This is a genomic window from Luteococcus sp. H101 (genome assembly GCF_038433155.1).
Taxonomy (GTDB): domain Bacteria; phylum Actinomycetota; class Actinomycetes; order Propionibacteriales; family Propionibacteriaceae; genus Luteococcus.
In genome coordinates this window covers 1-20,727 of record NZ_JBCDMW010000037.1, presented here as the reverse complement: position 1 = coordinate 20,727, position 20,727 = coordinate 1, and the positions used below count along the sequence as shown (strand labels likewise).

16 protein-coding genes and 1 tRNA gene are annotated in these 20,727 nt (G+C 68.3%); 12 read left to right on the top strand and 5 right to left on the bottom strand.

Features of this window, described 5'->3' with window-relative positions; translation table 11 throughout:
- Positions 1-307: 307 nt before the first annotated feature.
- The gene (locus tag AAEX60_RS14960; RefSeq protein WP_342104509.1) at positions 308-2,221 is read right to left on the bottom strand and encodes a phosphoenolpyruvate carboxykinase (GTP); all 1,914 of its coding nucleotides are present in this window, start codon (positions 2,219-2,221) and stop codon (positions 308-310) included.
- A gap of 197 nt (positions 2,222-2,418) precedes the next feature.
- Between AAEX60_RS14960 and AAEX60_RS14955 the strand changes: the two genes are divergently transcribed.
- The 4 genes from AAEX60_RS14955 (at position 2,419) to AAEX60_RS14940 (ending at position 6,810) form a co-directional block, all read left to right on the top strand.
- A tRNA-Arg gene (locus AAEX60_RS14955) sits at positions 2,419-2,494 on the top strand.
- Positions 2,495-3,029: 535 nt separating this feature from the next.
- Positions 3,030-3,614 carry an Lrp/AsnC family transcriptional regulator gene (locus AAEX60_RS14950; RefSeq protein ID WP_342104507.1) on the top strand — a complete coding sequence of 195 codons (585 nt, stop codon included), beginning with the start codon at positions 3,030-3,032 and terminating at the stop codon, positions 3,612-3,614.
- Positions 3,615-3,622: 8 nt separating this feature from the next.
- A complete protein-coding gene (locus AAEX60_RS14945; RefSeq protein WP_342104505.1) occupies positions 3,623-6,241 on the top strand; it encodes a PEP/pyruvate-binding domain-containing protein in 2,619 nt (872 codons plus the stop codon).
- Complete coding sequence (locus tag AAEX60_RS14940; protein WP_342104502.1) at positions 6,238-6,810, top strand: hypothetical protein; 573 nt, start codon at positions 6,238-6,240, stop codon at positions 6,808-6,810. The genes AAEX60_RS14945 and AAEX60_RS14940 overlap by 4 nt, the downstream gene beginning before the upstream one ends.
- Positions 6,811-7,024: 214 nt before the next feature.
- Here the strand turns inward: AAEX60_RS14940 and AAEX60_RS14935 are convergent, their stop codons facing one another.
- A complete protein-coding gene (locus tag AAEX60_RS14935) occupies positions 7,025-8,104 on the bottom strand; it encodes a tocopherol cyclase family protein (RefSeq protein ID WP_342104500.1) in 1,080 nt (359 codons plus the stop codon).
- Between the two features lie 62 nt (positions 8,105-8,166).
- Between AAEX60_RS14935 and AAEX60_RS14930 the strand changes: the two genes are divergently transcribed.
- The 4 genes from AAEX60_RS14930 to AAEX60_RS14915 all read left to right on the top strand — a co-directional run bounded on the left by AAEX60_RS14930 (position 8,167) and on the right by AAEX60_RS14915 (position 13,164).
- The gene (locus tag AAEX60_RS14930; RefSeq protein WP_342104498.1) at positions 8,167-8,895 is read left to right on the top strand and encodes a glycerophosphodiester phosphodiesterase; all 729 of its coding nucleotides are present in this window, start codon (positions 8,167-8,169) and stop codon (positions 8,893-8,895) included.
- Positions 8,896-9,218: 323 nt separating this feature from the next.
- Positions 9,219-9,899, top strand: a complete 681-nt coding sequence (locus AAEX60_RS14925) for a response regulator transcription factor (protein ID WP_342104495.1) — start codon at positions 9,219-9,221, stop codon at positions 9,897-9,899.
- The gene (locus AAEX60_RS14920; RefSeq protein WP_342104493.1) at positions 9,896-11,707 is read left to right on the top strand and encodes a HAMP domain-containing sensor histidine kinase; all 1,812 of its coding nucleotides are present in this window, start codon (positions 9,896-9,898) and stop codon (positions 11,705-11,707) included. Before AAEX60_RS14925 ends, AAEX60_RS14920 begins: the two co-directional genes overlap by 4 nt.
- Before the next feature lie 53 nt (positions 11,708-11,760).
- Complete coding sequence (locus AAEX60_RS14915; protein ID WP_342104490.1) at positions 11,761-13,164, top strand: DUF2079 domain-containing protein; 1,404 nt, start codon at positions 11,761-11,763, stop codon at positions 13,162-13,164.
- 1 nt (position 13,165) lies between these two features.
- Here AAEX60_RS14915 and AAEX60_RS14910 read toward each other — a convergent pair whose 3' ends face one another.
- The 3 genes from AAEX60_RS14910 to AAEX60_RS14900 all read right to left on the bottom strand — a co-directional run bounded on the left by AAEX60_RS14910 (position 13,166) and on the right by AAEX60_RS14900 (position 15,953).
- Complete coding sequence (locus AAEX60_RS14910; protein ID WP_342104488.1) at positions 13,166-13,426, bottom strand: hypothetical protein; 261 nt, start codon at positions 13,424-13,426, stop codon at positions 13,166-13,168.
- A 164-nt stretch (positions 13,427-13,590) separates the two neighbouring features.
- Positions 13,591-14,535, bottom strand: coding sequence for an MBL fold metallo-hydrolase (locus tag AAEX60_RS14905; RefSeq protein ID WP_342104486.1), 945 nt, complete (start codon positions 14,533-14,535; stop codon positions 13,591-13,593).
- A 35-nt stretch (positions 14,536-14,570) separates the two neighbouring features.
- Positions 14,571-15,953: an aldehyde dehydrogenase family protein gene (locus tag AAEX60_RS14900; RefSeq protein ID WP_342104482.1), complete on the bottom strand. Its 1,383-nt coding sequence runs from the start codon at positions 15,951-15,953 to the stop codon at positions 14,571-14,573.
- Positions 15,954-16,179: 226 nt separating this feature from the next.
- Between AAEX60_RS14900 and AAEX60_RS14895 the strand changes: the two genes are divergently transcribed.
- The 4 genes from AAEX60_RS14895 to AAEX60_RS14880 are packed head-to-tail and all read left to right on the top strand — an operon-like array spanning position 16,180 to position 20,642.
- A complete protein-coding gene (locus tag AAEX60_RS14895; RefSeq protein WP_342104480.1) occupies positions 16,180-16,968 on the top strand; it encodes an SDR family oxidoreductase in 789 nt (262 codons plus the stop codon).
- On the top strand, positions 16,965-17,936 hold the full coding sequence (locus AAEX60_RS14890) for a PDR/VanB family oxidoreductase (RefSeq protein ID WP_342104478.1): 972 nt from the start codon (positions 16,965-16,967) through the stop codon (positions 17,934-17,936). Before AAEX60_RS14895 ends, AAEX60_RS14890 begins: the two co-directional genes overlap by 4 nt.
- 34 nt (positions 17,937-17,970) lie before the next feature.
- On the top strand, positions 17,971-19,170 hold the full coding sequence (locus tag AAEX60_RS14885; RefSeq protein WP_342104477.1) for a cytochrome P450: 1,200 nt from the start codon (positions 17,971-17,973) through the stop codon (positions 19,168-19,170).
- A 35-nt stretch (positions 19,171-19,205) separates the two neighbouring features.
- Positions 19,206-20,642: an MFS transporter gene (locus tag AAEX60_RS14880; protein WP_342104475.1), complete on the top strand. Its 1,437-nt coding sequence runs from the start codon at positions 19,206-19,208 to the stop codon at positions 20,640-20,642.
- Positions 20,643-20,727: the final 85 nt, after the last annotated feature.

Genomic DNA, 20,727 nt, shown 5'->3' with positions numbered 1-20,727 from the left:
ACCACACCGGGGGTGATTCCTCGCAACCTGCACCGAACATGCTCCCAGAGCATGTTCAGACCACCATCACCCCTAGCCGCCACGAATGAAATCAGTCAGGCTGTACACACATTTCTGCCGCTAACCCGCACTTGGCTCGATCCTGGAGTACCTACCTTGGGCTAGAACACGAGGCAAGTGCGGGGTTGGGGCTCGGGGTGGGAGGCCGCGCGGAGGCGGTGGGGTGGCTGCGAACGCGAAGGAGCCCGGCAATCGGACGATTGCCGGGCTCTTCCTGCAGCCGGCCTCCGGGGAGGTCAGACCCGCGTCACTGCTTGTTCAGTGCCTCGCGCACGGTGTCGAGCTGGGCTGCGATCGGCTTCGGCAACTTGCTGCCGAAGCTCTCCAGCCAGGTCTCCAGGCGGGGCAGCTCGTCGGCCCACTCGTGGGCGACGTAGCGGGTGCACTCCTCGACCGCCTCCGGGGTCATGTCCAGACCCTCGACGTCGAGCTCGCCGGCGGCGGGAACGATGCCGATCGGGGTTTCCTGGCCCTCGACATTGCCCTCGACCCGGTCGATCATCCACTTCAGCACCCGGCTGTTCTCGCCGAAGCCGGGCCAGATGAACTTGCCCTCGGCGCTCTTGCGGAACCAGTTGGTGTAGAAGATCTTGGGCAGCTTCTCCTCGTCGGTCTTGTTGCCCATGTTGATCCAGTGCTGCAGGTAGTCGCCGACGTGGTAGCCGATGAAGGGCAGCATGGCCATCGGGTCGCGACGGACGACGCCGACGGCACCCTTGGCGGCGGCCGTGGTCTCCGAGGAGCAGGTGGCGCCCATGTACACGCCGTGCGTCCAGTCCTTGGCCTGGGTCACCAACGGGATGGTGTTCTCGCGACGGCCACCGAAGATGATGATGTCCAGCGGGACACCATTGGGATTGTTGAAGTCCTCGGACAGGATCGGGCACTGCTCGATCGGGGTGCAGAAGCGGCTGTTCGGGTGCGCGGCCTTCTCATTCGGACGGCCACCCACCGGGCCCTCCTCGGGAGTCCAGCTGCGGCCCTTCCAGTCGGTCAGGTGCGGGGGCTTGACGGTGGTCATGCCCTCCCACCAGACGCCACCGTGATCGGTCAGGGCGACATTGGTGAAGATCGAGTTGCCCTTTTCGATGGTGCGCATGGCATTGGGGTTGGTGGCGGCACCGGTGCCGGGAGCCACACCGAAGAAGCCGTTCTCCGGGTTGACCGCGTACATCCGTCCGTCCTTGCCGATCCGGATCCAGGCGATGTCGTCGCCCAAGGTCTCGACCTTCCAGCCCGGGATGGTCGGATCCAGCATGGCCAGGTTGGTCTTGCCGCAGGCGCTCGGGAAGGCGGCGGCCAGGTGGTAGCTCTTGCCCTCGGGGCTGGTGAGCTTCAGGATCAACATGTGCTCGGCCATCCAGCCCTCGTCGCGGCCCATCACCGAGGCGATGCGCAGCGCGTAGCACTTCTTGCCCAGCAGGGCATTGCCGCCGTAGCCGGAGCCGTAGCTCCAGATGGCGCGCTCCTCCGGGAAGTGCACGATGTACTTGATGTCATTGCAGGGCCACGGGACGTCCTTCTGGCCCGGCTCCAGCGGCATGCCGACGGAGTGCAGGCAGGGCACGAACTCTTCCTTGCGCTCGATCATGGCGTCCAGGGCCGGCTTGCCGATCCGGGTCATGATCTTCATGCTGTTCACCACGTAGGCGGAGTCGGTGATCTCGACGCCGAACTTGGAGTGCTCCGAATCCAGCGGGCCCATGCAGAAGGGGATCACGAACATGGTGCGACCGCGCATGCACCCGTCGTAGAGCCCGTTCATGATGCCCTTCATCTCATCCGGGTGCATCCAGTTGTTGGTGGGGCCGGCGTCGGCCTCCTTCGCGGAACAGATGAAGGTCTGGTCCTCGACGCGAGCAACGTCGTCGGGATCGGACTTGCAGTAGATGGAGTTCGGCATCTCCTTGTCATTCAGCCGGATCGCGGTGCCGGAGGCGACCAGGAGGTCGACCATCTCGTTCCACTCGGCGTCGGAACCGTCGCAGTAGCGGATCTCATTCGGCTGGGTGAGGGCGGCAACCTCATTGACCCAGTCGACGATGCTCTGCAGTGCGGGCACCTCGCCCTTCACGGGGATGTCCTTGACATCCTTGCGTTCGAATTCCTTCTTGGGCTCGTCGTCGAGCGGGACGATGGGCTCGGGATTGGGAACCTGCATGCTTGCTCCTGTACGTCGGTGTACGAATGGGTGAGTAGACCAGCACGAGTACTGGGCTGAAAACAGACCACCGGGATGGGTTGTATCATCCCCCACCCGTTGAAGGCTTGTCCACTTGCCCCTGAAGCCATCTTGCCCGGCGGATTTGTGTTGCGCAGCCGGGGCGAGGTAGAGTTACTTCTCGCCCGCAAGGGCATGCACTCGTGGCTCAATGGATAGAGCATCTGACTACGGATCAGAAGGTTGGGGGTTCGAGTCCCTCCGAGTGCGCCAGTCAGAAGGCCCCGAACCGCCCGGTTCGGGGCCTTCTGGCGTTCTTGTGAGAAATCCAACACCGTTCCGCATAGTGGCTTGTGGGGCCGAGCTGGGCGGAGCGGGCTCCCGTGGTGCCGCTTGGCTGCGGCTGGGTGGGCTCGAGGCACCCCGCGGACTCTGGGTGGCGGCCGAAGGGTGGGTCTGGCGCCGGGCGCGTGATGGTCGGTTGGCGGCGCTGGGGGGCGTTGACGAAGCTGCCCCCTGCAGGGAGCCAGGGTGGGTGACCTGGGTTCCTGCAGGGGGCATGGCCGCTTGTTCTTCGGGTGACTCGGGTGCCGGGTACTGGCTCCATCCCTGCCCCTGACGGCTTCGTGGGCCGCTTCGGGGTGTCGGTACCGGTCGGCGTCGTGTGCTTCGCGGTGACACCAATCTGCCCGTCGGGGGACAAACTGCACAACTGGTTGTTGAAAGATTGGTCAAACTGATCAAATGGCGTGGTCTAGGCTGATCAGGAATGGGCAGATCAGCCAGTGAGCGAACCAAGGAGGGCCAGATGCCCGAGACCGACTACCAGTTGGACGAGACGGATCGCCGGATCCTTGCGGTGCTGGACGAGGACCCGCGGATGCCGGTGCTGCTGCTGGCCCAGAAGACCCAGCTGGCGCGCGGCACCGTGCAGTCGCGGCTCGAGCGCTACCGGGAACTGGGGCTGTTGCGCCTGTCCAGCACCCGGATCCCACCGTCGGCCCTGGGCTGTGGCCTGGCCGCCACCGTCTCCGTCGAGCTGGACCAGCACCAGCTGGAGGACGCCGTCGCGGCCCTGCGACGGATCCCGGAGGTACTGGAGTGCTTCGCCCCGGCGGGCGGCACCGACCTGCTGTGCCGCGTGGTGGCCCGCAATCCGGACGACCTGTACCGGGTCAGCGAGGAGATCAGGCTGTGTCCCGGCATCCTGCGCACCTCCACCAGCGTCTTCCTGCGGGAGGTGGTGGGCTACCGGATCCGCCCCCTGCTGGAGGCGCGTCCGGGAATCACGGCGCGCGGCGCCCGCGCGCCTAGAATGGGCCGCGGTCAACCGGGTGCGACGGCGCCCGCGTCGCGCCCCACCCGCTCGGCGAACCGGCAGACTCGGCAGTGAGGACTCCCATGGGAATGATCAGCTGGCTGGACCAGGCGGCGTCGCGTGACCTGCTCGGCGGCAAGGGCGGCAACCTCTCGGAGCTGTTGCGGGCGGGTTTCCCGGTGCCCAATGGCTTCGTGGTCACCACCGCCGGCTACCGGCACTACCTGACCAGCAATGGCCTGGAGGAGGAGCTGCAGGCCAGGCTGGCTGCCGGCGACCAGGCCGGGATCGCGGAGCTCTTCGAGGCACCCCTGCCTCCGGACCTGGCCGACGAACTGGTCCGGGCCTGGCGTGATCTGGGCGGTGCGCCGGTGGCGGTGCGCAGCTCCAGCACGGCGGAGGACCTTGGAGAGGCCAGCTTCGCCGGGCAGCAGGACAGTTTCCTCAACGTCCACGGGGAGCAGGAGCTCTGTGATGCGGTGCGGCGCTGCTTCGCGTCGCTGTGGAACCAGCGGGCCATTGCCTACCGTGGCCGGCGCGGGGTGGATCAGGCCCGGACCAGCCTGGCCGTCGTGGTGCAGCTGATGGTGGAGGCCGAGGTGGCGGGCGTGATGTTCACCGCCAACCCGCTCAATGGGCGTCACGATGAGACGTTGATCACCGCCACCTTCGGGCTGGGTGAGCAGACCATGCAGGGCGGGGAGGCCGACACCGTGGTGGTCCGGGCCGGTGCGGTGGCGGAACGGACCGTGAGTGACAAGCGCTTCCGGATCCAGTCCGCCCCCGACGGCCAGGGCACCGTGGACGTCGGCGTCGACGAGTCACACCGCCGCGACGACACCCTGGACGATGTCCACGCCGTGGAACTGGCGGCGCTGGGCGCCCGGGTGGCGGAGCACTTCGGCCGCCCGCAGGACGTGGAGTGGGTGCTCACCGATGACGTGCTGGTGCTGGTGCAGGCGCGCGCGATCACGGCGCTGGTGCAGACCGTGGGGGACATCCCCGACGACTGGACGGTGCCCGACGACAAGGCGATGTACGTCCGCAATGCCCTGACCGACCACCTGCCCGACCCGCTCAGCCCACTCTTTGCGGACATGGTGCGGCCCGCCGTGGCAAGCAGTGTGCGCACGGCACTTGTCACCCATCTGGACCAGGACGTGCTGCGCCCAGGTGAGGTGGACTTCCCGACGGTCAACGGCTACCCGTACTACTACTACAGCCGGGAGGCGATGCTGCGGCTGCTGAAGCAGAGCCCGCTGGGGATTGCGGTGCTGGGCGGGCGCAGCCAGTTTGACGGCGACGCGCTGTGGCAGAACGCCCACCCCGCCTATCTGGAGGCCGTCGGGCAGTGGGCGGAGCGTGACCTGGAGCACCTGGCCAGCTGGGAGATCCTGGAGGGGGTCGAGACGCTGCTGCAGGCGGGTTGCGACTACTACGCGGCGGTGCAGGCGCTGGTGCCGCTGGCCGCCAGCCCGGAGTTGCCCTTCACCCGGCTCTACACCGGGCTGGCCAAGCAGGCCAAGGGGCCGGACGCCTCGGTCTTCCTGCAAGGCTTCGACTCCCGGCCGGTGCAGGCCGAGCGTTCGGTCTGGCAGCTGGCGCAGTGGGTCCGCAGCCAACCGGAGTTGGCCGACGCGCTGCTGTCCGGCCGCGACCTGACGGGCGTGCCCGGCGCCGAGGACTTCCGGGCCCGGCTGGGGGCGCACCTGGCCCGCTTCGGTCATCTGGTGCATGACCTGGACTTCATGGCGCCCACTCCGGCCGACGATCCCCGGCCGGTGCTGGAGCGGCTGCGCCACCACCTCTCCGGCCAGGGACACGACCCCGACGAGCTCCTTGACCAGCAGACCGCTCGACGGGAGGAGGCGGAGACTGCCCTGTTCGAGCGGCTGGACCCGGCGCGCAAGGCCATCCTGCAGCCGCTGCTGAGCCGGGCCCAGCAGGTGGGGCCGGCCCGGGAGAATGCCCTGGCCGACCTGGGCCTGGCCTGGCCGGTGATGCGCCGGATGCTGCGGATCCTGGGGCAGCGGCTGACCGACATCGGCGTGCTTGCCGTGCCCGATGAGATCTTCTGGCTGCGCCACGACGAGCTGGTGGAGCTGTGCGACCACCTGGACGCCTTCGGTGGGCCGCGCGAATCCCTGGCCCAGGTGGTGGAACAGCGTCGGATCACCTGGCGCGGCCAGCGCGCCGCCAACCCGCCCCAGCTGCTGCCGCACAATGCCTGGTACAAGATGTTCCACCGGCTGGTGCCGGCCATGGAGAGCCACCAGCAGGGCCCCGTGATCAAGGGGCTGGGGGTCAGCGAGGGGCGGATCACCGGCCCGGCGCGGCTGATCCGCGGACCCGAGGACTTTGGGCAGATGCTGCCCGGCGAGGTGCTGGTCTCGCCCATTACGACACCCGCCTGGACCCCGCTGTTCGCGATGGCGGCGGCCGTGGTCACCGACGTCGGTGGGCCGCTGTCCCACACGTCGATCGTGGCCCGCGAGTACCAGATTCCGGCCGTGCTGGGCACCGGGATCGCCACCCGTCGGATCCACACGGGGATGCTGGTGACCGTCGACGCCGACCGGGGGACCATCACCCTGCCCGAGGGCGAGGCTCCGGTGGAGACCGGTTTCAAGCCAAAGGTGCCCTACAAGTTCGCGATGGGTGCCGCCGCCGCGGCCGCCCTGGTCTTGAAGAAGGTGCTGTGAGGCGCGGCCCGGCGGTGGCGTTGGGGCTGCTGGCGTCGCTGCTGGTGACCGGTTGCTCCCCGAAGCCGGAACCGACGCCGGCCGGGGAGCAGACCCCGGTGCCGCAGCAGGTTGAGCTGAGCTACACCGTGCCCGGCGGGATGAGCGAGGTGCCCATGCCTGCCGCGACCCCGGAGGGTGGGGTGCAATACGACATCAAGCTCTACCGGGGCAAGGATTCCTGCGAGCTGCGGGTGGTGCGGCTGGTGCTTCCCCGGGGCGACGGGCAGGAAGACCAGGATGCCACCTACAACATGCTGGGCGCCATCATGAAGGCCTCGGGGATCAGCCAGTTCTCCACCAATGGCGTGATGGTTCCCGGGGATCCCGGCCCGATCCCCACCCTGACCGCCAGCGGCCAGACGTCGAAGGCCGCGCTGCGGGCGGTTGGCCGGTTGAGCAATGAGTCCCTGCAGGGCTACCAGCTGGTCTACGGCTGTGAGAAGGCGAAGCTGGCAGAGGGCACGTGGACCACGCTGGTGGAGTCGCTGAAGGTGACCGGTTTCACCGGCCCGCTGACCGAGCACTGACCGCTGGGCTCCCGGAGCTGGTGGATTCTCCATGATCCCCGAGCTTGTCGAGTGGGCGCATTCCGTCGGCCCCTGAAACGCACCTGGCTTGGTCTTGGAGTACTTGGCTCGTGCTGGAACCCAAGCTGAGTTCTCCAAGATCACGCTGAGTGGGACCGGGCCCCGGCATTGGCGACACCCGGCGTTGGCGCGGCGGTTGTGCGGTTGACATGCCTCAGTGCTGGGGTAGCGGGCTCCCGTCGCGTCGGGCCAGCTCCTCAGCGGACCGGCCGATCCCGCCCAGTTCCAGCCCGGCGGTGCGGCTGGTGCCCTGCCAGTACGTGCGCCCGTCCCGCCAGAGCGTCACCTCCAGCGTGCCCAGCTGGTGTTCCAGCGCACCGGGCGTGAGCACCCCCTGCTCCACCAGCGGCACGGGGAGCACGAAGGACTCCCGGCTGGGGGCGTGGGCCGCCACCCGGACCCGCCAGTGCCGGTTGCCTCCGTCGAGGAGCCAGGAGTCCTGGCCGTCGCGGCTGGTGACGTTGGCCCGGACCGGGCTGGTGCCCGGGTTGCCCAGCCGCAGGTGGTTGCCGTCGGGGGTGCGCACCACCAGGCCGGTGACCTCGGTGGTGAGCCGGGCATCGCGGCCGGGGCGGCCCAGGTGGATGGCCCCGCCGGCGAAGGCGACGCAGGCCAGCGGCTCCGCGAAGCCCTGGGCCTGGCCCCACCACCACGCCGTCGGGAAGCCACCGCGGCCCCAGTTCTTCTCGGCATAGAGCTGGGCGTCGGTGAACTCCCACCGGTCGTCGGGGGTGACCAGGCTTCCGCTGACCCGGCCGCCCAGCGCCCACGGATGCCAGTACTGGTTCATCCACGGCACCACCTGGAAGACGCTGGATCCGCCCAACCGGCCCTGCCAGCGGTGCACCTCGTCCAGCCGGGCGGTCAGGTGGGCGTTGCCCAGCCGGACGTCGAGTGCGGAATCGCTGCCGTGCAGGCTGCCGGACTCGCCGGACATCTCCACCCGCACCCCGTGCCGGGCGGCCGTGGCTGCCGGCAGGTGGGCCGTGGTCAGCAGGGGCGGTGCGGTGCGGCTGTCGGCTGCCAGCCCGGCGATCCCCCAGACCGGGCCGCGACGAGGGGTGTTGACCCCGGCCAGCAGGATGGCGACGCGCCCGTGGGCGGCGTCGGTGATCCGCCAGAACCAGCCGTCCATGGAGACTCCGCGGGCACCCAGCAGGTCCCCGCCGGGCAGTTCGGCGCCGGTGGCCCGGTAGGCGTCCAACAGGTTGCCCAGCATTCGTCGTCCGTTCACCAGCTCACCGTAGTCTCCAGCGAAGGCCGGTCTCCACCTGCTTCGGCCGCGAAAGGATCACCATGAGCACCACCATCTGGGCCCACCGCGGTGCCAGCGCCATCGCGCCCGAGAACACCATGTCCGCATTTCGCAGGGCAGTCGAGCTGGGCGCCGACGGGATCGAGCTGGACGTGCAGCGCAGCGCCGATGGTGAGCTGGTGGTGATCCACGACGAGACGGTGGACCGCACCACCAACGGCACCGGCCGGGTGGTGGAGCTGGAGTGGAACTACCTCAGCGGGCTGGACGCCAGCGCCGGTGACCCGGCCTTCGCGGGCGAGCCGCTGCCCCGGCTGGGCGACGTGCTGGAGCTGCTGGCACCCACCTCGATGGTGCTGAACGTGGAGCTGAAGGACGGGGTGGAGCACTACCCGGGGATGGACCGGCAGGTGGCCGAGGCGGCGCGCGCGGCCGGCATGACCGATCGGGTGATCCTCAGCTCCTTCAATCATGTTCAGTTCGCCGGCTCCCGGGAGCTGGGGCTGCCGTTGGGCCTGCTCTACGTCGAGCCGCTCTTCGCCGCCGAGGAGTACGCCGCCGGCTTCGGCGCCGCCGCGGTGCACCCCGACTTCCGTACCCTGACCGAGCCGGGGCTGCTGGATCGCTTCCGCGCCAAGGGGATTGCCGTCAACGTCTGGACCGTCAACCGGCGCGAGGATCTGGCCGCGATGTTCGCGGCCGGGGTGGATGCGGTGATCACCGACGAGGTTGAGCTCGCCCTGGAGGTTCGCGCCGCCCACGCCGGCTGAGCTCCCTCGCCTCGACTGGTCTGTGCCACAAACCACATCCTGATTCGGACCCAGTGCCATGGAGGCACTGGGTGGCACTGAGGATGCAGTTTGTGGCGCAAGCCAGCTGTCCTTGCTGCGCTCGTCAGGGATCTGGACCGGGGTCTCCGCTCAAGTGGTGGCCGACGGCATCGCAATGGAACCCTGCGAGCGGTGCGCCAACACGGGCTCATGGAGCATCACTCGCGGGAGAGGTCCTCGTCAGCGTGGCCCAGGGATGTCGGCTGCGCAACGCTCGCAGGTTCGGTGACAGTCCAATGACATTCGCCTGCCACGATGGCCCCATGGCGAAGGTTCTGCTGGTGGAGGACGACCCCGGGGTGCGCGAGGCGATGGGCCTGGCCCTGCGGGGTCTGGGGCACGACGTGGTGGCCGCGCCGGATGGCTACGCTGGCCTACGGGAACTGGCACCCGGGCACCGGCACGAGGTGGTGGTGCTCGACGTCATGATGCCCGGGATCGACGGCTTCGAGGTGTGTCGCCGGGTGCGGGCCACCGACGGCATCCCGATCCTGATGCTCACCGCCCGCAATGAGGCCGTGGACATCGTCGTCGGACTGGAGTGCGGTGCCGACGACTATGTGGGAAAGCCCGTGGAGCCCCGGGTGCTGGATGCCCGGATCAAGGCCCTGCTGCGACGGGTGGCCAGCGAGCCCAAGGAGCCGCTGGTGGCCCTTGGTGACCTGCGGATCGACGTCGACGGCATGCGGGTCACCCGCGATGGGCAGGACTTGGGGCTGACCCCGATGGAGCTGAAACTACTGGTCTTCCTGGTGCGCAATGCCGGTCAGGTGCTCAGCCGGCACCTGCTGCTGGACCGGGTCTGGGAGTACGAGTACACCGGCGACTCCCGGCTGGTGGATGCCGCCATCCAGCGGCTGCGGGCCAAGATCGAGCCAGACGCGGCGCGGCCCACCTTCATCCACACCGTGCGCGGCGTCGGCTACCGGCTGGACCGGCCATGAACCACCCGGAACGCGGGAGGCGGAAGCGCTCGCGGCGGCCCACCTGGCTGCGCCTCCCCGGGCTTCGGGTGCAGATTGCCCTGGCGGTCTGGGGTGCCGTGATGCTGACCAATGGCATGGCCACCGATCTGGCAACCACCACCGTGATGAATGCCAACCAACAGGCGATCGTCCGCGCGCAGGATGGCGCCCGGGCAGGCCAAACCTCCAGTTGGCTGGCCAACCCGGATGCCACCCCCGCCGAGTTCGGCCGGGTCCGTGCCCAATCCGGCGCCACCGTGCAGGTCTGGCAGGTGCCGGTCAGCAACATCCGACGGGACCCCAGCGGACTGGACATCATCGAACTCCCTGCCTCCCCCGCCTGGCAGTCAGCCGGGGAGGTCATGCGGGAGGACATCTACATCGTGGACCCGGTGGGGAGCGGTTCCAGTAAGCACTGGCTTGGCGCCGGGACGTCGGAGACCGTGATGCAGGCCTTTCCGCGGGGCGACGGAAGTCTGCTGGTGGCCGTCGAGACCTACGACCCGGGGGTCGACTGGACGTCGTTCAGGCTGTTGGAGAGCTCCCTCACACGGCAGGGCTGGGCCCTGGGCGTACTCTCTGGCATGGGTGCCTGGCTGCTGTCCGGTGCCCTGATGCGTCCGGCCCGCCGCGCCAGTGAGGTGGCTCGGCGACTGGGGCGCGGCGAACTCTCCGCCCGCGTCCCGGTTCGCGGCAACGACGAGATTGCCGCTCTGGGCACCAGTATGAATGAGATGGCCAGCAGCCTGCAGCGGATGATGGACACCCAGCGGCACTTCATCTCCGACACGGCGCATGAGCTGCGCACCCCGACGGCGGCGCTGCTTGCCAGCGCGTCCGCCCTGGACGAGCCGGCGACCCGGGATGAGGCCGCGGCCCTGGTCAGCCCGCAGTTGCGTCGGCTCAGCGCGTTGACCGAGGATCTGCTGGCGCTCAGCCGCTTCGACGACGGCCGCGAGGCGCTGGATGACCAGATAGTGGACCTGGTCAGCGTCGCCGAGAGTGCCGCCCGGCAGGTGGCCGCCGGTCAGGACGTCCGGGTACACAGCGACGGCCCGGTCTTCGCGATCGTCGACCCGGCGCGGGTCTCCACGATTGTCCGCAACCTGGTCTCCAATGGCCTGAAACATGGCGAGGTGCCGGTGGTCGTGGTGGTCAGCGAGACCGATGACCAGGGCGTGATCCGGGTCAGCGACGCCGGCCGGGGAGTCCCCATGGAGCTGCGCGAGGCGATTTTCCACCGCTTCGTCCGCGGCGACGATGCCCGTCACGGCGAGGGCGCCGGGCTGGGGTTGGCGATCGCCCGGGAGAATGCCGAACTGCACGGCGGCACTCTGGACCTGGCGGCCGACGGGCACGGCTTCACGCTACGGCTACCGATCTCCCCGCCCACCCTTGCCCCCGGGACGGACATTGCGGAGCGGCCCGTCGGAGTGGTTTCCCGCACTGGCGTCGCGGGGATCGGGCCGTCGGATGTGCTCTCCGGCCTGTTCTTCAATGGCGCTGCGATGTTCCTGGTGCAACGCGGTTTGGGCTGGCCCGTCGCGTGGGGAGGAACCGCCGGGTTGGTCGACGGGCTGCCCTGTCTGATGGGATTCCCGACGACTCTGGTGCTGGCCGGACGCTGGCTCGCCGCGCGACGTGGGTCGGTCCGGCCGTGGCTGTGGGGATGGGCCGCCCTGCTCCCGCTGCTGCTCTTCCTGGCCCTGCCTTGGCAGCAGGTCGGCGCGACGCTGGCCACGACCCTCGGGTGCCTGTTGTGGATGGTGGTGCAGAAGCGGCGCTGACCGGTGGCCGGTTGGTGACCAACCGGTGACATCCGGTTGGTCGGCTGGGTGGCATGAGTTTCCCCGCCGTCGTTGTCCGAACCACCGCGTCCGTTGAGCGCCCCGCCGCCCGGGTCCTCGGCCGCTCCCGGGCCGTCGGGTCAACCGACTCGGACCGGCTGCCCTGGTGGCCGGCGCTGCTGGTCTGCGGGCTGGCCGCCGTCGGTTGGAGTGCGGTCGCCCTCACCCTGCACGCCGGCTTGAGGACCGGGATGGACCTGGCGATCTTCGACCAGGCCGTCCGCTCTCTGAGCCATGGCAAGGCACCGTACTCGGCGATCAAGGGGACGAACCTGTGGGGAGACCACTTCCATCCCGCGATCCTGCTGTTGGCGCCGCTCTACTGCATCCGCGACGACCCGCGGTTACTGCTGGTGGCCCAGTCCTTCCTGATCGGGTTCGCCTGTGCGGTCATCGCCCGTTGTGCGCAGCGGGTGCTTGCCGTCGACGCTCGCGACCGGTTGGCGACCATCCTGGGGCTGTGCCTGGCCGGTTCGGTCGGGGTGCAGGGCGCGGGCAGCTTCGACTTCCACGAGGTGGCCCTGGCGGCCGTGCCGGTGGCGCTGTCCTCCGCAGCGTTGGTGGAGCGCCGGTACCGGGCCGCGGCGCTGTGGAGTCTGGCGGTGCTGCCGGTCAAGGAGGACATGGGGTTGGTGGTCCTGGGAGTGTGCCTGGTGTTGACGGTGCGGGGACAGTGGCGGCTGGCGATTGCGCCGGCGGTCCTGGCCATCGGGTGGATGGCGGCCGCGGTCAAATGGGTCATCCCGGGCATGGCTGGCAGGGAATGGACCTACGGCAGCACCCTGTCCGGCGACCCCGCCGCTCTGCTGCCCACCCTGGCCGGCTCCCTGACAAGGACCGACGGGATCGGGCTGACCGCGTGCGCGCTGCTGTTGGCCGCCGGCTTGCTGGCCCTGCGTTCGCCGGTGGCGCTGGCCGCACTCCCGATTCTGCTGGCCCGCGGCATCACCACCGGCAGCCACCTGCCGAAGCTCGGCTTACACTACGACCTGCTGCCCCAGATCCTGCTGTTCGCGGCCGCGCTCGACATGCTCCAAGGGTTCGATGACGTGCGGGCGCGGCGTGCGATCCGCGTGATGGCGGTTGCCACCGTGACGCTGCTGCTGGTGGGGCCGATGATGTGGCGGCTACCAGTCGCCCTCACCGGTATCCCGCGTGCGCCGCAGGCCGGCCGGGCGCTGACCGAGGTGCCCGCGGATGCCCAGCTGGCCGTCGATCCGCGGTTGGCCAGCCACGCCAGCCCGACACATCCGCGGCTCCAGTTACTGGAACCCGACCGGCCGGTGCAGCCGACGGTCGGCTGGGTGGTCCTGGATCTGCGTGCCCATCCCGAGGGGGAGCCGACGGGACTCCGTCGCGTTGCCCAGCACGGGGACTTCGTCGTGCTCCGACGGTGAGTCACTCCCGCAGCGGGACGTGGTAGCTGGCCGGGTCGGGGCCGTGTCGTAGCCGGATCTGGTAGAGCCCCAAGACGACGGCCATGGTGACCAGACTGATCAGCAACTGCGGCCGGGTCTCGGGCAGCAGGCCCATCGCGGTCACCACCAGCACCAGCCCGCCCAGCGTGACCCGGGACAGCCAGGGGAAGCCCCACACCCTCAAGGCCAGCTGCTCGCCGGTGGCCTCCAGCCGTCGTCGCAGCCGGATGGGAGGCCGCAATCCCGATGTAGACGAACAGCGCCACCGCGCCGTAGGAGTTGATCAGGAAGCGGAAGACCAGGTCCGGGCAGGCACGGCGGCGATGATGGAGACCCAGCCCACCAGCATAGGCCGGGAATGTGGAGGTCGTTTCCCGGAATCCGCGGCGGCCCGGGCCGGGCCCGTCAGGCTGTTTTCCGTGCGCCCTGCACACGCAGGGTCATGCCACTCTTGGCGACCACGACCGGCCCCCGATAGGTCGAACTCGCCTGCTCGATCCACCACCAGTCCTCGGCGCGCCCGGCAAGGTGTGACAGCACCAGTTGTTCGGCGCTCGCCAATGTGGCGACGCGGCCAGCATCCGCCGGTGTGGTGTGCGAGTGGAGCTGGTGGGCCAAGAAGGCGCCAGAGAATCCCTCCTCTCGGTAGAAGTCCACGTTCACGGCTTCATGGATCAGCAGGTCGGTTCCGCGCGCCAGTTCCACCAGGGCGGGGCAGAAGGTGGTGTCCCCGGAGATGGTGACCGAACCGTACGCGGTGTCAAACCGGTAGGCGTAGGCCGGGTTCACCGGCGGATGGTCCACGCTGACGGCGAGGACCTGGACGTGGCCGTCCTGGAAGACCAGGGCTGGTGAGTCGTAGGTCTGACCGAGCTCTTCCACCTGCAGCAATTGCCCCAGATCGGGGCGCCCCTCGTCCTGGATTCGGATGTCGAGGTCATAGGAGAAGCCTCGGCGGACCGCGTCCACCAGTCCCCGGGTGCCGGCCAAGGAGCCGTCTGCTCGGCCATTGTCCGGGCCGGGGCCGATGATCGGGACCGAAGCCTCTAGCCCGTTGACGGGCTTGCCCCAGTTGAACAACAGATAGCTGGGTAACTCGGCCACGTGGTCGGAGTGAAGATGGGTGATGAACATGCCAGCGAGGTTCGCGCCCCTCAGCCCGGCGTCGTGGGCGGCGCGAGTGCAGCCGAGTCCAAAGTCGACCAGGTAGAAGCGATCATCCACCACCACGGCAGTGGCGATGCCATTCTCCGGGCCGCGGATGGCGGGGCCAGCCGCCACGCCGAGCGTGATCACTGTCAGTCCTTGGTGGCTGGCCAGATCGAGTCTTGCCTGGCTGTTGGGGTGCATGGTGGTCCTTGGGATCGCAGTGTCTCGGGAGGTGGTCAAGGCAGGGAGTGGGGTCGTTGGTTGATCACCCGAGTCTCCAGGTAGTGCTCCAACCCCCAGGCGCCACGCTCGCGGCCGACGCCGGACTGCCGCCACCCGCCAAAGGGTGCATCGGGTTCCACCTGGGTGTGCTGGTTGATCCACACGGTTCCGGCTTCGATTCCCGCGGCCACGCTGCCGGCCCGGTCCAGGTCTGGACTCCACACAGAGGCGCCCAGACCCCATTCCTGCCGGTTGAGCTGGGAAGTGAGGGCCTCCACGTCGTCGTAGATCACGACTGGCAGGGCGGCGCCGAACTGCTCTTCCCGTACCAGCGGGGATTCATCGTCAATCCCGGTCACGATGGTGGGGGCCATGAAGTGACCCGGCAGGTCACAGCCTCGGCCGCCACCGACCACCCGATGTCCGCCGGCATCGACGGCCTGCCGGACCATTTCTTGCACCGTGCGCAGCTGGGCGGCGTTGTGCATCGGACCCAGGGTGGTGCTCGGCTCGATTCCGTGGCCCACGACGAAGCGCTGCGTCGCCGCCACCATGGCGTCGAGTAGGTTCGATGCCAGGATACTGGGAACGTAGACCCGCTTCACGGCCATGCAAACCTGTCCCGCATTGCGGAAGGCCGACCTGACGAGAGCTTCGCCCGTGAACTCAGGGTCCGCGTCCGGCAGCACGATCGCCGGATCATTGCCGCCGAGTTCCATCGTCACCCGCTTCACGGTGGGGGCGGCCTGGGCGAGGATGCGAGTACCCACGTCGGTTGATCCGGTGAAGGAGATCTTGCGCACCTGGGGGTGCTCGGCCAGAGCGACGTTGACGGTGCGGTTACTGGACGTCGCACACTGCAGGACGCCTGGTGGGAGGTGGCCATTCATGGTCTCCACGAGGGCCATGGTGGACAGCGGTGTGGTGGGGGACGGTTTGGACACCACGGTGCAGCCGGCGGTCAGCGCGGGGGCCAGCTTGACCAACAGCAGCGAGATCGGGAAATTCCACGGGGTGATCGTCCCGGTCACACCTACTGGCAGCCGGTCAACTCGGACGCGGCGGTCCTCCCGGTCAGGCAGGTGCAGACTCTCCTCCCAGTCAAGGCCAGCGTAGTGTTCCAGCATGCCCGCGCCGACAAGGAGCTCCCCACGGGCCTCCGCCACGGGTTTTCCCTGTTCTCGGGACAGGAGTGTGGCCAACCGCTCCACGTCAGTGCGGATTGCCTCGGCGCACTGGCCCAGGGCGGCAACGCGGGTTTCTCGGCTCGCTGCCCACGGATGTATCGCCTCAGCTGCCCGGCGCACCATTCGGTCGACGTCTTCGGGGGAATGCTCTGCTGCCTGGCCGACCACGTCCAGCGTGGCCGGGTCCAGCACGTCGTAGCGCCGTTCCATTGTTCGCCTCCGGTTTTCCGCCCATTGATCGGGTCTTGGGTGCCCCAAGACTTGCAAACGGTGGTCGGCGTCTGGGAGCAAAACTTCTGCTGAGTGGAAGAATCTGACCTGCTCCTCTGTGATGAAGCTCACACTGGAGCTGCTCGCAGGCACCATCCCTTCACCCTCGACGCCGAGGGGGGAAGAACGGCTCAGCCGAGAATCAATCCACGAACGAGGAGTGCAGATGCTTCACACGGAACCCAAGCCCTTGGTGATCACCGGGGTGGCCTCGGGGATCGGGGCCGATACCTGTCGTCGGTTGGCCGCGGCCGGACATGTGCTGGTGGGCGTGGACCGGACTCCGGTTTCGGACTTTCCCGGGCAGTTCATCGTCGGGGACCTTGCCAGCGCAGCGGGGATCGAAGCGGTGGTCTCGCAGCTCCCGCAGTCACTTGGAGGGCTGGTGAATATCGCCGGTGTGCCCGGCACCGCGCCCATGGACGTCGTGCTCGCGGTCAATGTCTTCGCCGTGCGGGACCTGACGGCAGCCTGCCTGCCCAGGATCGAGGAAGGGGGTTGCGTGGTGAACCTGTCCTCCTCCGTCGCGGACGACTGGCGCACCCACTCGGCCGCTGTTCGCGAGCTTGCCTTCTGCCCTCGCGAGGATCAGCAGCGTGCGCAACAGCTGGCGGGGGACGCCTCCTATCTCTGGTCCAAGCGGGCTGTGCGTCTGCTCACCGAGTACTTCGCGGCCCAGCAGGTCGGCCGACGCATCAGGGTCACCTCCGTCAGCCCCGGCCCGGTGCAGACGCCCATCCTGGATGACTTCAGGCAGGACCACGGTCAGGACAAGGTGAACGGCGCCGGTGAGTTGCTTGGCCGCTTCGGCAACCCCGAGGACATCTCTGCGGTGGTGGAGTTCCTTGTCGGGGAACAGGGCCGGTGGGTCAACGGCACCGACATCCGCGTCGACGGTGGACTGGGGGCCTGGCGCGGTGAGCAGGCAGCCGGTCAGCTCCAGGGGCGGTCATGACCAGCCAGTCAGAGCTGCCCGGCGGCGTGCTGGAGGTCAGGGTGCTGCGCTGCGAAGATCTGGCCGTCGGTGTTCGGCGGCTGACCTTTGAGCGGACCGACGGATCCGATTTTCCAGCCTGGGAACCCGGATCGCACATCGACGTCATCATGCCGGACCACGTGCGCCAGTACTCGATCTGCTCCTCGCCGGCCCAACTCGGGCAGCTGCAGGTCAGCGTGCTGCGGGTGTCGGACTCGCGCGGCGGTTCGGCCTGGGTGCACGACGGGCTGCAGGAGGGGCAGCAGATCACCATCTCGGCCCCGCGCAACAACTTCGTCTTCCAGGATTCCCGCAAGTACCTGTTCATCGCGGGCGGAATTGGGATCACGCCCATCGTGCCCATGCTCGAGCGCGCCGAGCAGCTCGGCCGGGAGTGGACCCTGGTCTACTGCGGGCGCTCCCGCTCGACGATGGCCTTCCTGCCCCAACTCGAGGAGCGGTACCCCGGACGGGTCAAGGTCTACCCGGCCGACGAGAGCGGCCGGGTCAACCTGGCAGACCATCTGGCGCTGCCCCGGGCCAAGATGCTGATCTACTCCTGCGGGCCCGTCCGACTGATCGAGGAGATCGAGGACTGGGCCCGCGGTTGGCCACCCGGTGTACTGCACACCGAGCGATTCACGGCCGCAACCCTGGACGCAGGCGCCAGCATGGACCCCTTTGAGGTGGAGCTGGTGCGAACCGGCCGCACCGTCGAGGTGAACACTGACCAGACCGTCCTGGAAGCGCTGGAGGGTGTAGGCACGCGAATCCTGTCGTCGTGTCGGGCCGGGGTCTGTGGCACCTGTGAGACCGAGGTCATCTCCGGCGAGGTGGACCATCGTGACGTGGTCCTTTCCGACGAGGAGAAACTGACCAACCAGTCGATGATGGTCTGTGTCTCCCGAGCCGCCAACGGGTGTGCGCGCCTGCGCCTCAACCTGTGACCTGCCCCATTGCAATGCTTGTGAGGAGACCTGCATGACCACGAACACCACCGCCCCCGTCACTGATATCGATCCCTTCACCAGGGAGGCGATCAGCGATCCCCATCCGATGAATACCCGGCTCCGCGAGCTCGGTTCTGTCTTCTGGCTCGAGAAGTACCAGTGCTTTGGCGTGGCGCGCCACGACTGGGTCTACGAGATCCTGACCGACTTCGAGACCTACATCTCCGGCGGCGGCGCTGGGCCCAATGACATCCGGCAGGACCCAGAGTGGCGCCCCCCGTCGATCCTGGAGTCCGATCCGCCCATCCACACCGCGATGCGGCGCGCCCTAACCGGCGTGATCAACCCGGCCAAGATGCGCCAGCTGCATGGCCGGTTCGAGGAGCACGCCCAAGAGTTGGGGGAGAGCCTGTTGGGGCGGGAACTGGTGGATGGCATCAAGGCCATCGCCGAGCCTTATCCCCTGAAGGTCTTCCCCGACGCCGTCGGCCTGCGCCCCTCCGGGCGGGAGAACCTGCTGCCCTACGGATCCATGGTCTTCAACGCCTTCGGCGCGGACAACCAGATCCGACGGGATGCCTTCCGGGAAGGCGAGAAGGTCGCCGCTTGGATCATGGACTCCTGCGCCCGGGAGAATCTCTCCGAGACGGGCCTGGGCGCCGAGATCTGGGCGGCCGCCGAACAGGGGCTGATCACGCCCGAACAGGCCACCCTGCTGGTCCGGGCGCTGCTCAGTGCGGGGGTGGACACCACGGTCTTCGGGATCGGCAACACCCTCTACTGTCTGGCCAGCAATCCCGAGCAGTGGGAGGCCCTGCGGGCAGACCCGCAGCTGGCCAAGTTCGCCGTCGACGAGGCGCTCCGCGTGGAGTCACCCTTCCAGAAGTTCCACCGCACTGTCGCCGTCGACACCCAGATCGAGGGGGTGGAGTTGCCAGCTGGCGCCAAGGTGCTGGTCTTCCTGGGAGCTGCCAATCATGATCCGGACAAGTGGGGCAGGGACGCCAGTTCCTTTGACCTGCAGCGTTCGGCCTCCGGTCACGTGGCTTTCGGCATGGGGCTTCACCAGTGTGTCGGCCAGCCGATCGCCCGGCTGGAGATCGAGCTAGTGCTGGCCGCCATGGCCACCCGCTTCGCCCGGATCGAGCTGGCCGGGAGCCCGCAGCCCTGGATCCACAACGTCCTTCGCGGCTGGGAGTCCCTGCCGCTCAGGCTGACCCGCTCCGTCTGACCGCCAGACCACCCTGAACCCTCAAAGGAGGCCCCATGCCCACCACCGATGCCCGCGGCGCCAGCGACGACACCGTGGCCGACCCGGCCCTCTGGTCCCCGGGCAAGCGCAACCGCTATGCGTGGATGATCACGCTTCTGCTCACCTTTCTGATGATGCTCAATTGGGCCGACAAGGCCGTGATGGGGCTCGCTGCAGTCCCGATCATGAAGGAGATGGGCATCACTCCCGGGCAGTTCGGCCTGGTCAGTTCCGGGATGTTCCTTGCCTTCACTGTCTCGCAGTTGCTGGTAGCCCCATTGTCCACCAAGCTGCCCAGCCGATGGCTGATCCTGGCCATGTGCGGAATCTGGGCCGTCTCCAACCTGCCCGTCGTGATCTTCGCGACCTTGCCGGCCCTGTGGGTCTCACGGCTCCTACTCGGGGTCGGAGAGGGGCCCTATGCGCCGCTGTGCATGCACAGCGTCTACAAATGGTTCCCCACCAAGCGGGGGGCGACTCCGGCGGCCATCGCGTCCTCCGGGGTCACTATCGGGATTGTCGCCTTTGCGCCCATTCTGGCGGTCCTGATCAGCTCCTTCGGCTGGAAGGTGGCCTTCTTGAGCCTCTCGGGCGTTGGGCTCCTCTGGGCACTTGTGTGGATCGTCGTGGGCAAGGACGGCCCCTACACGTCGCTGGCCGCTGAGCGGGAGATCGAGGGGCCCGATGCGGCTGAGCAGAGCGTTCCACAGCTGGTGGAACAGCCAGTGCCTTTCCTGCGTTCGATCCTCAACCCCACCTGGTTCTTCGCGGTGCTGGTCTCCTTCTTCGGCTACTGGGCCTTCGCCCTGTGCACCTCATGGGGACCGGCCTACTTCGAGACCGTCCTGGGCTATTCCCGTCGGGCCGCGGGCAGCATGATCGCCTTGCCAGCCGCTTGGGGTTTCGCATGCACCATTGCGTTGAGCAACCTGACTCAGCGGCTGGATCTCAAGGGTGTGCCCACCCGCTGGGCACGTGGCCTGGTGGTGGGCCTTGCGGGGCTGGTGGCCGGTACCTGCCTGACGGTCTCCACCTTCGTGGACCACCCCGGCGTTGCCCTGGGCCTGCTGTCCGTTGGTTTCGGGACGGCCCCGGCCCTGTTCGCGGTCACCTACCTGATCGTCGGTGAGCTGACCACCATTGCCCAGCGGCCGGCGCACCTGAACGTGGCCAATGCCGGGCTGTCGATGGGTGGAGTGGTGGCGCCCTCCGTCGCGGGCTTCCTGATCGGGGCTGCCAGCACGCCCGCCGGTGGCTACATCAGCGCCTTCCGGCTGACGGGCGTCCTGCTTGCGGCCGCCGGGCTGGGCTGCCTAATCTTCGTCAACCAGCAACGCGAGCAGCGCAAGCTCGGGTTGTTGGCCCACGCAGTGGAAACAGACCTGGACGAGCGGACCGAGAAGGAGACCGGTGGCGGGGAATACGTCACGGCCGGGAATCAGCCAAGCTGAGCGGGTGGTGCAGATCCTGCGCACCTTCGACCAGCAGCACCGGGGGGGGGAACTTAACCCAGTCCGCCACCCGTTCCGCTTTCCC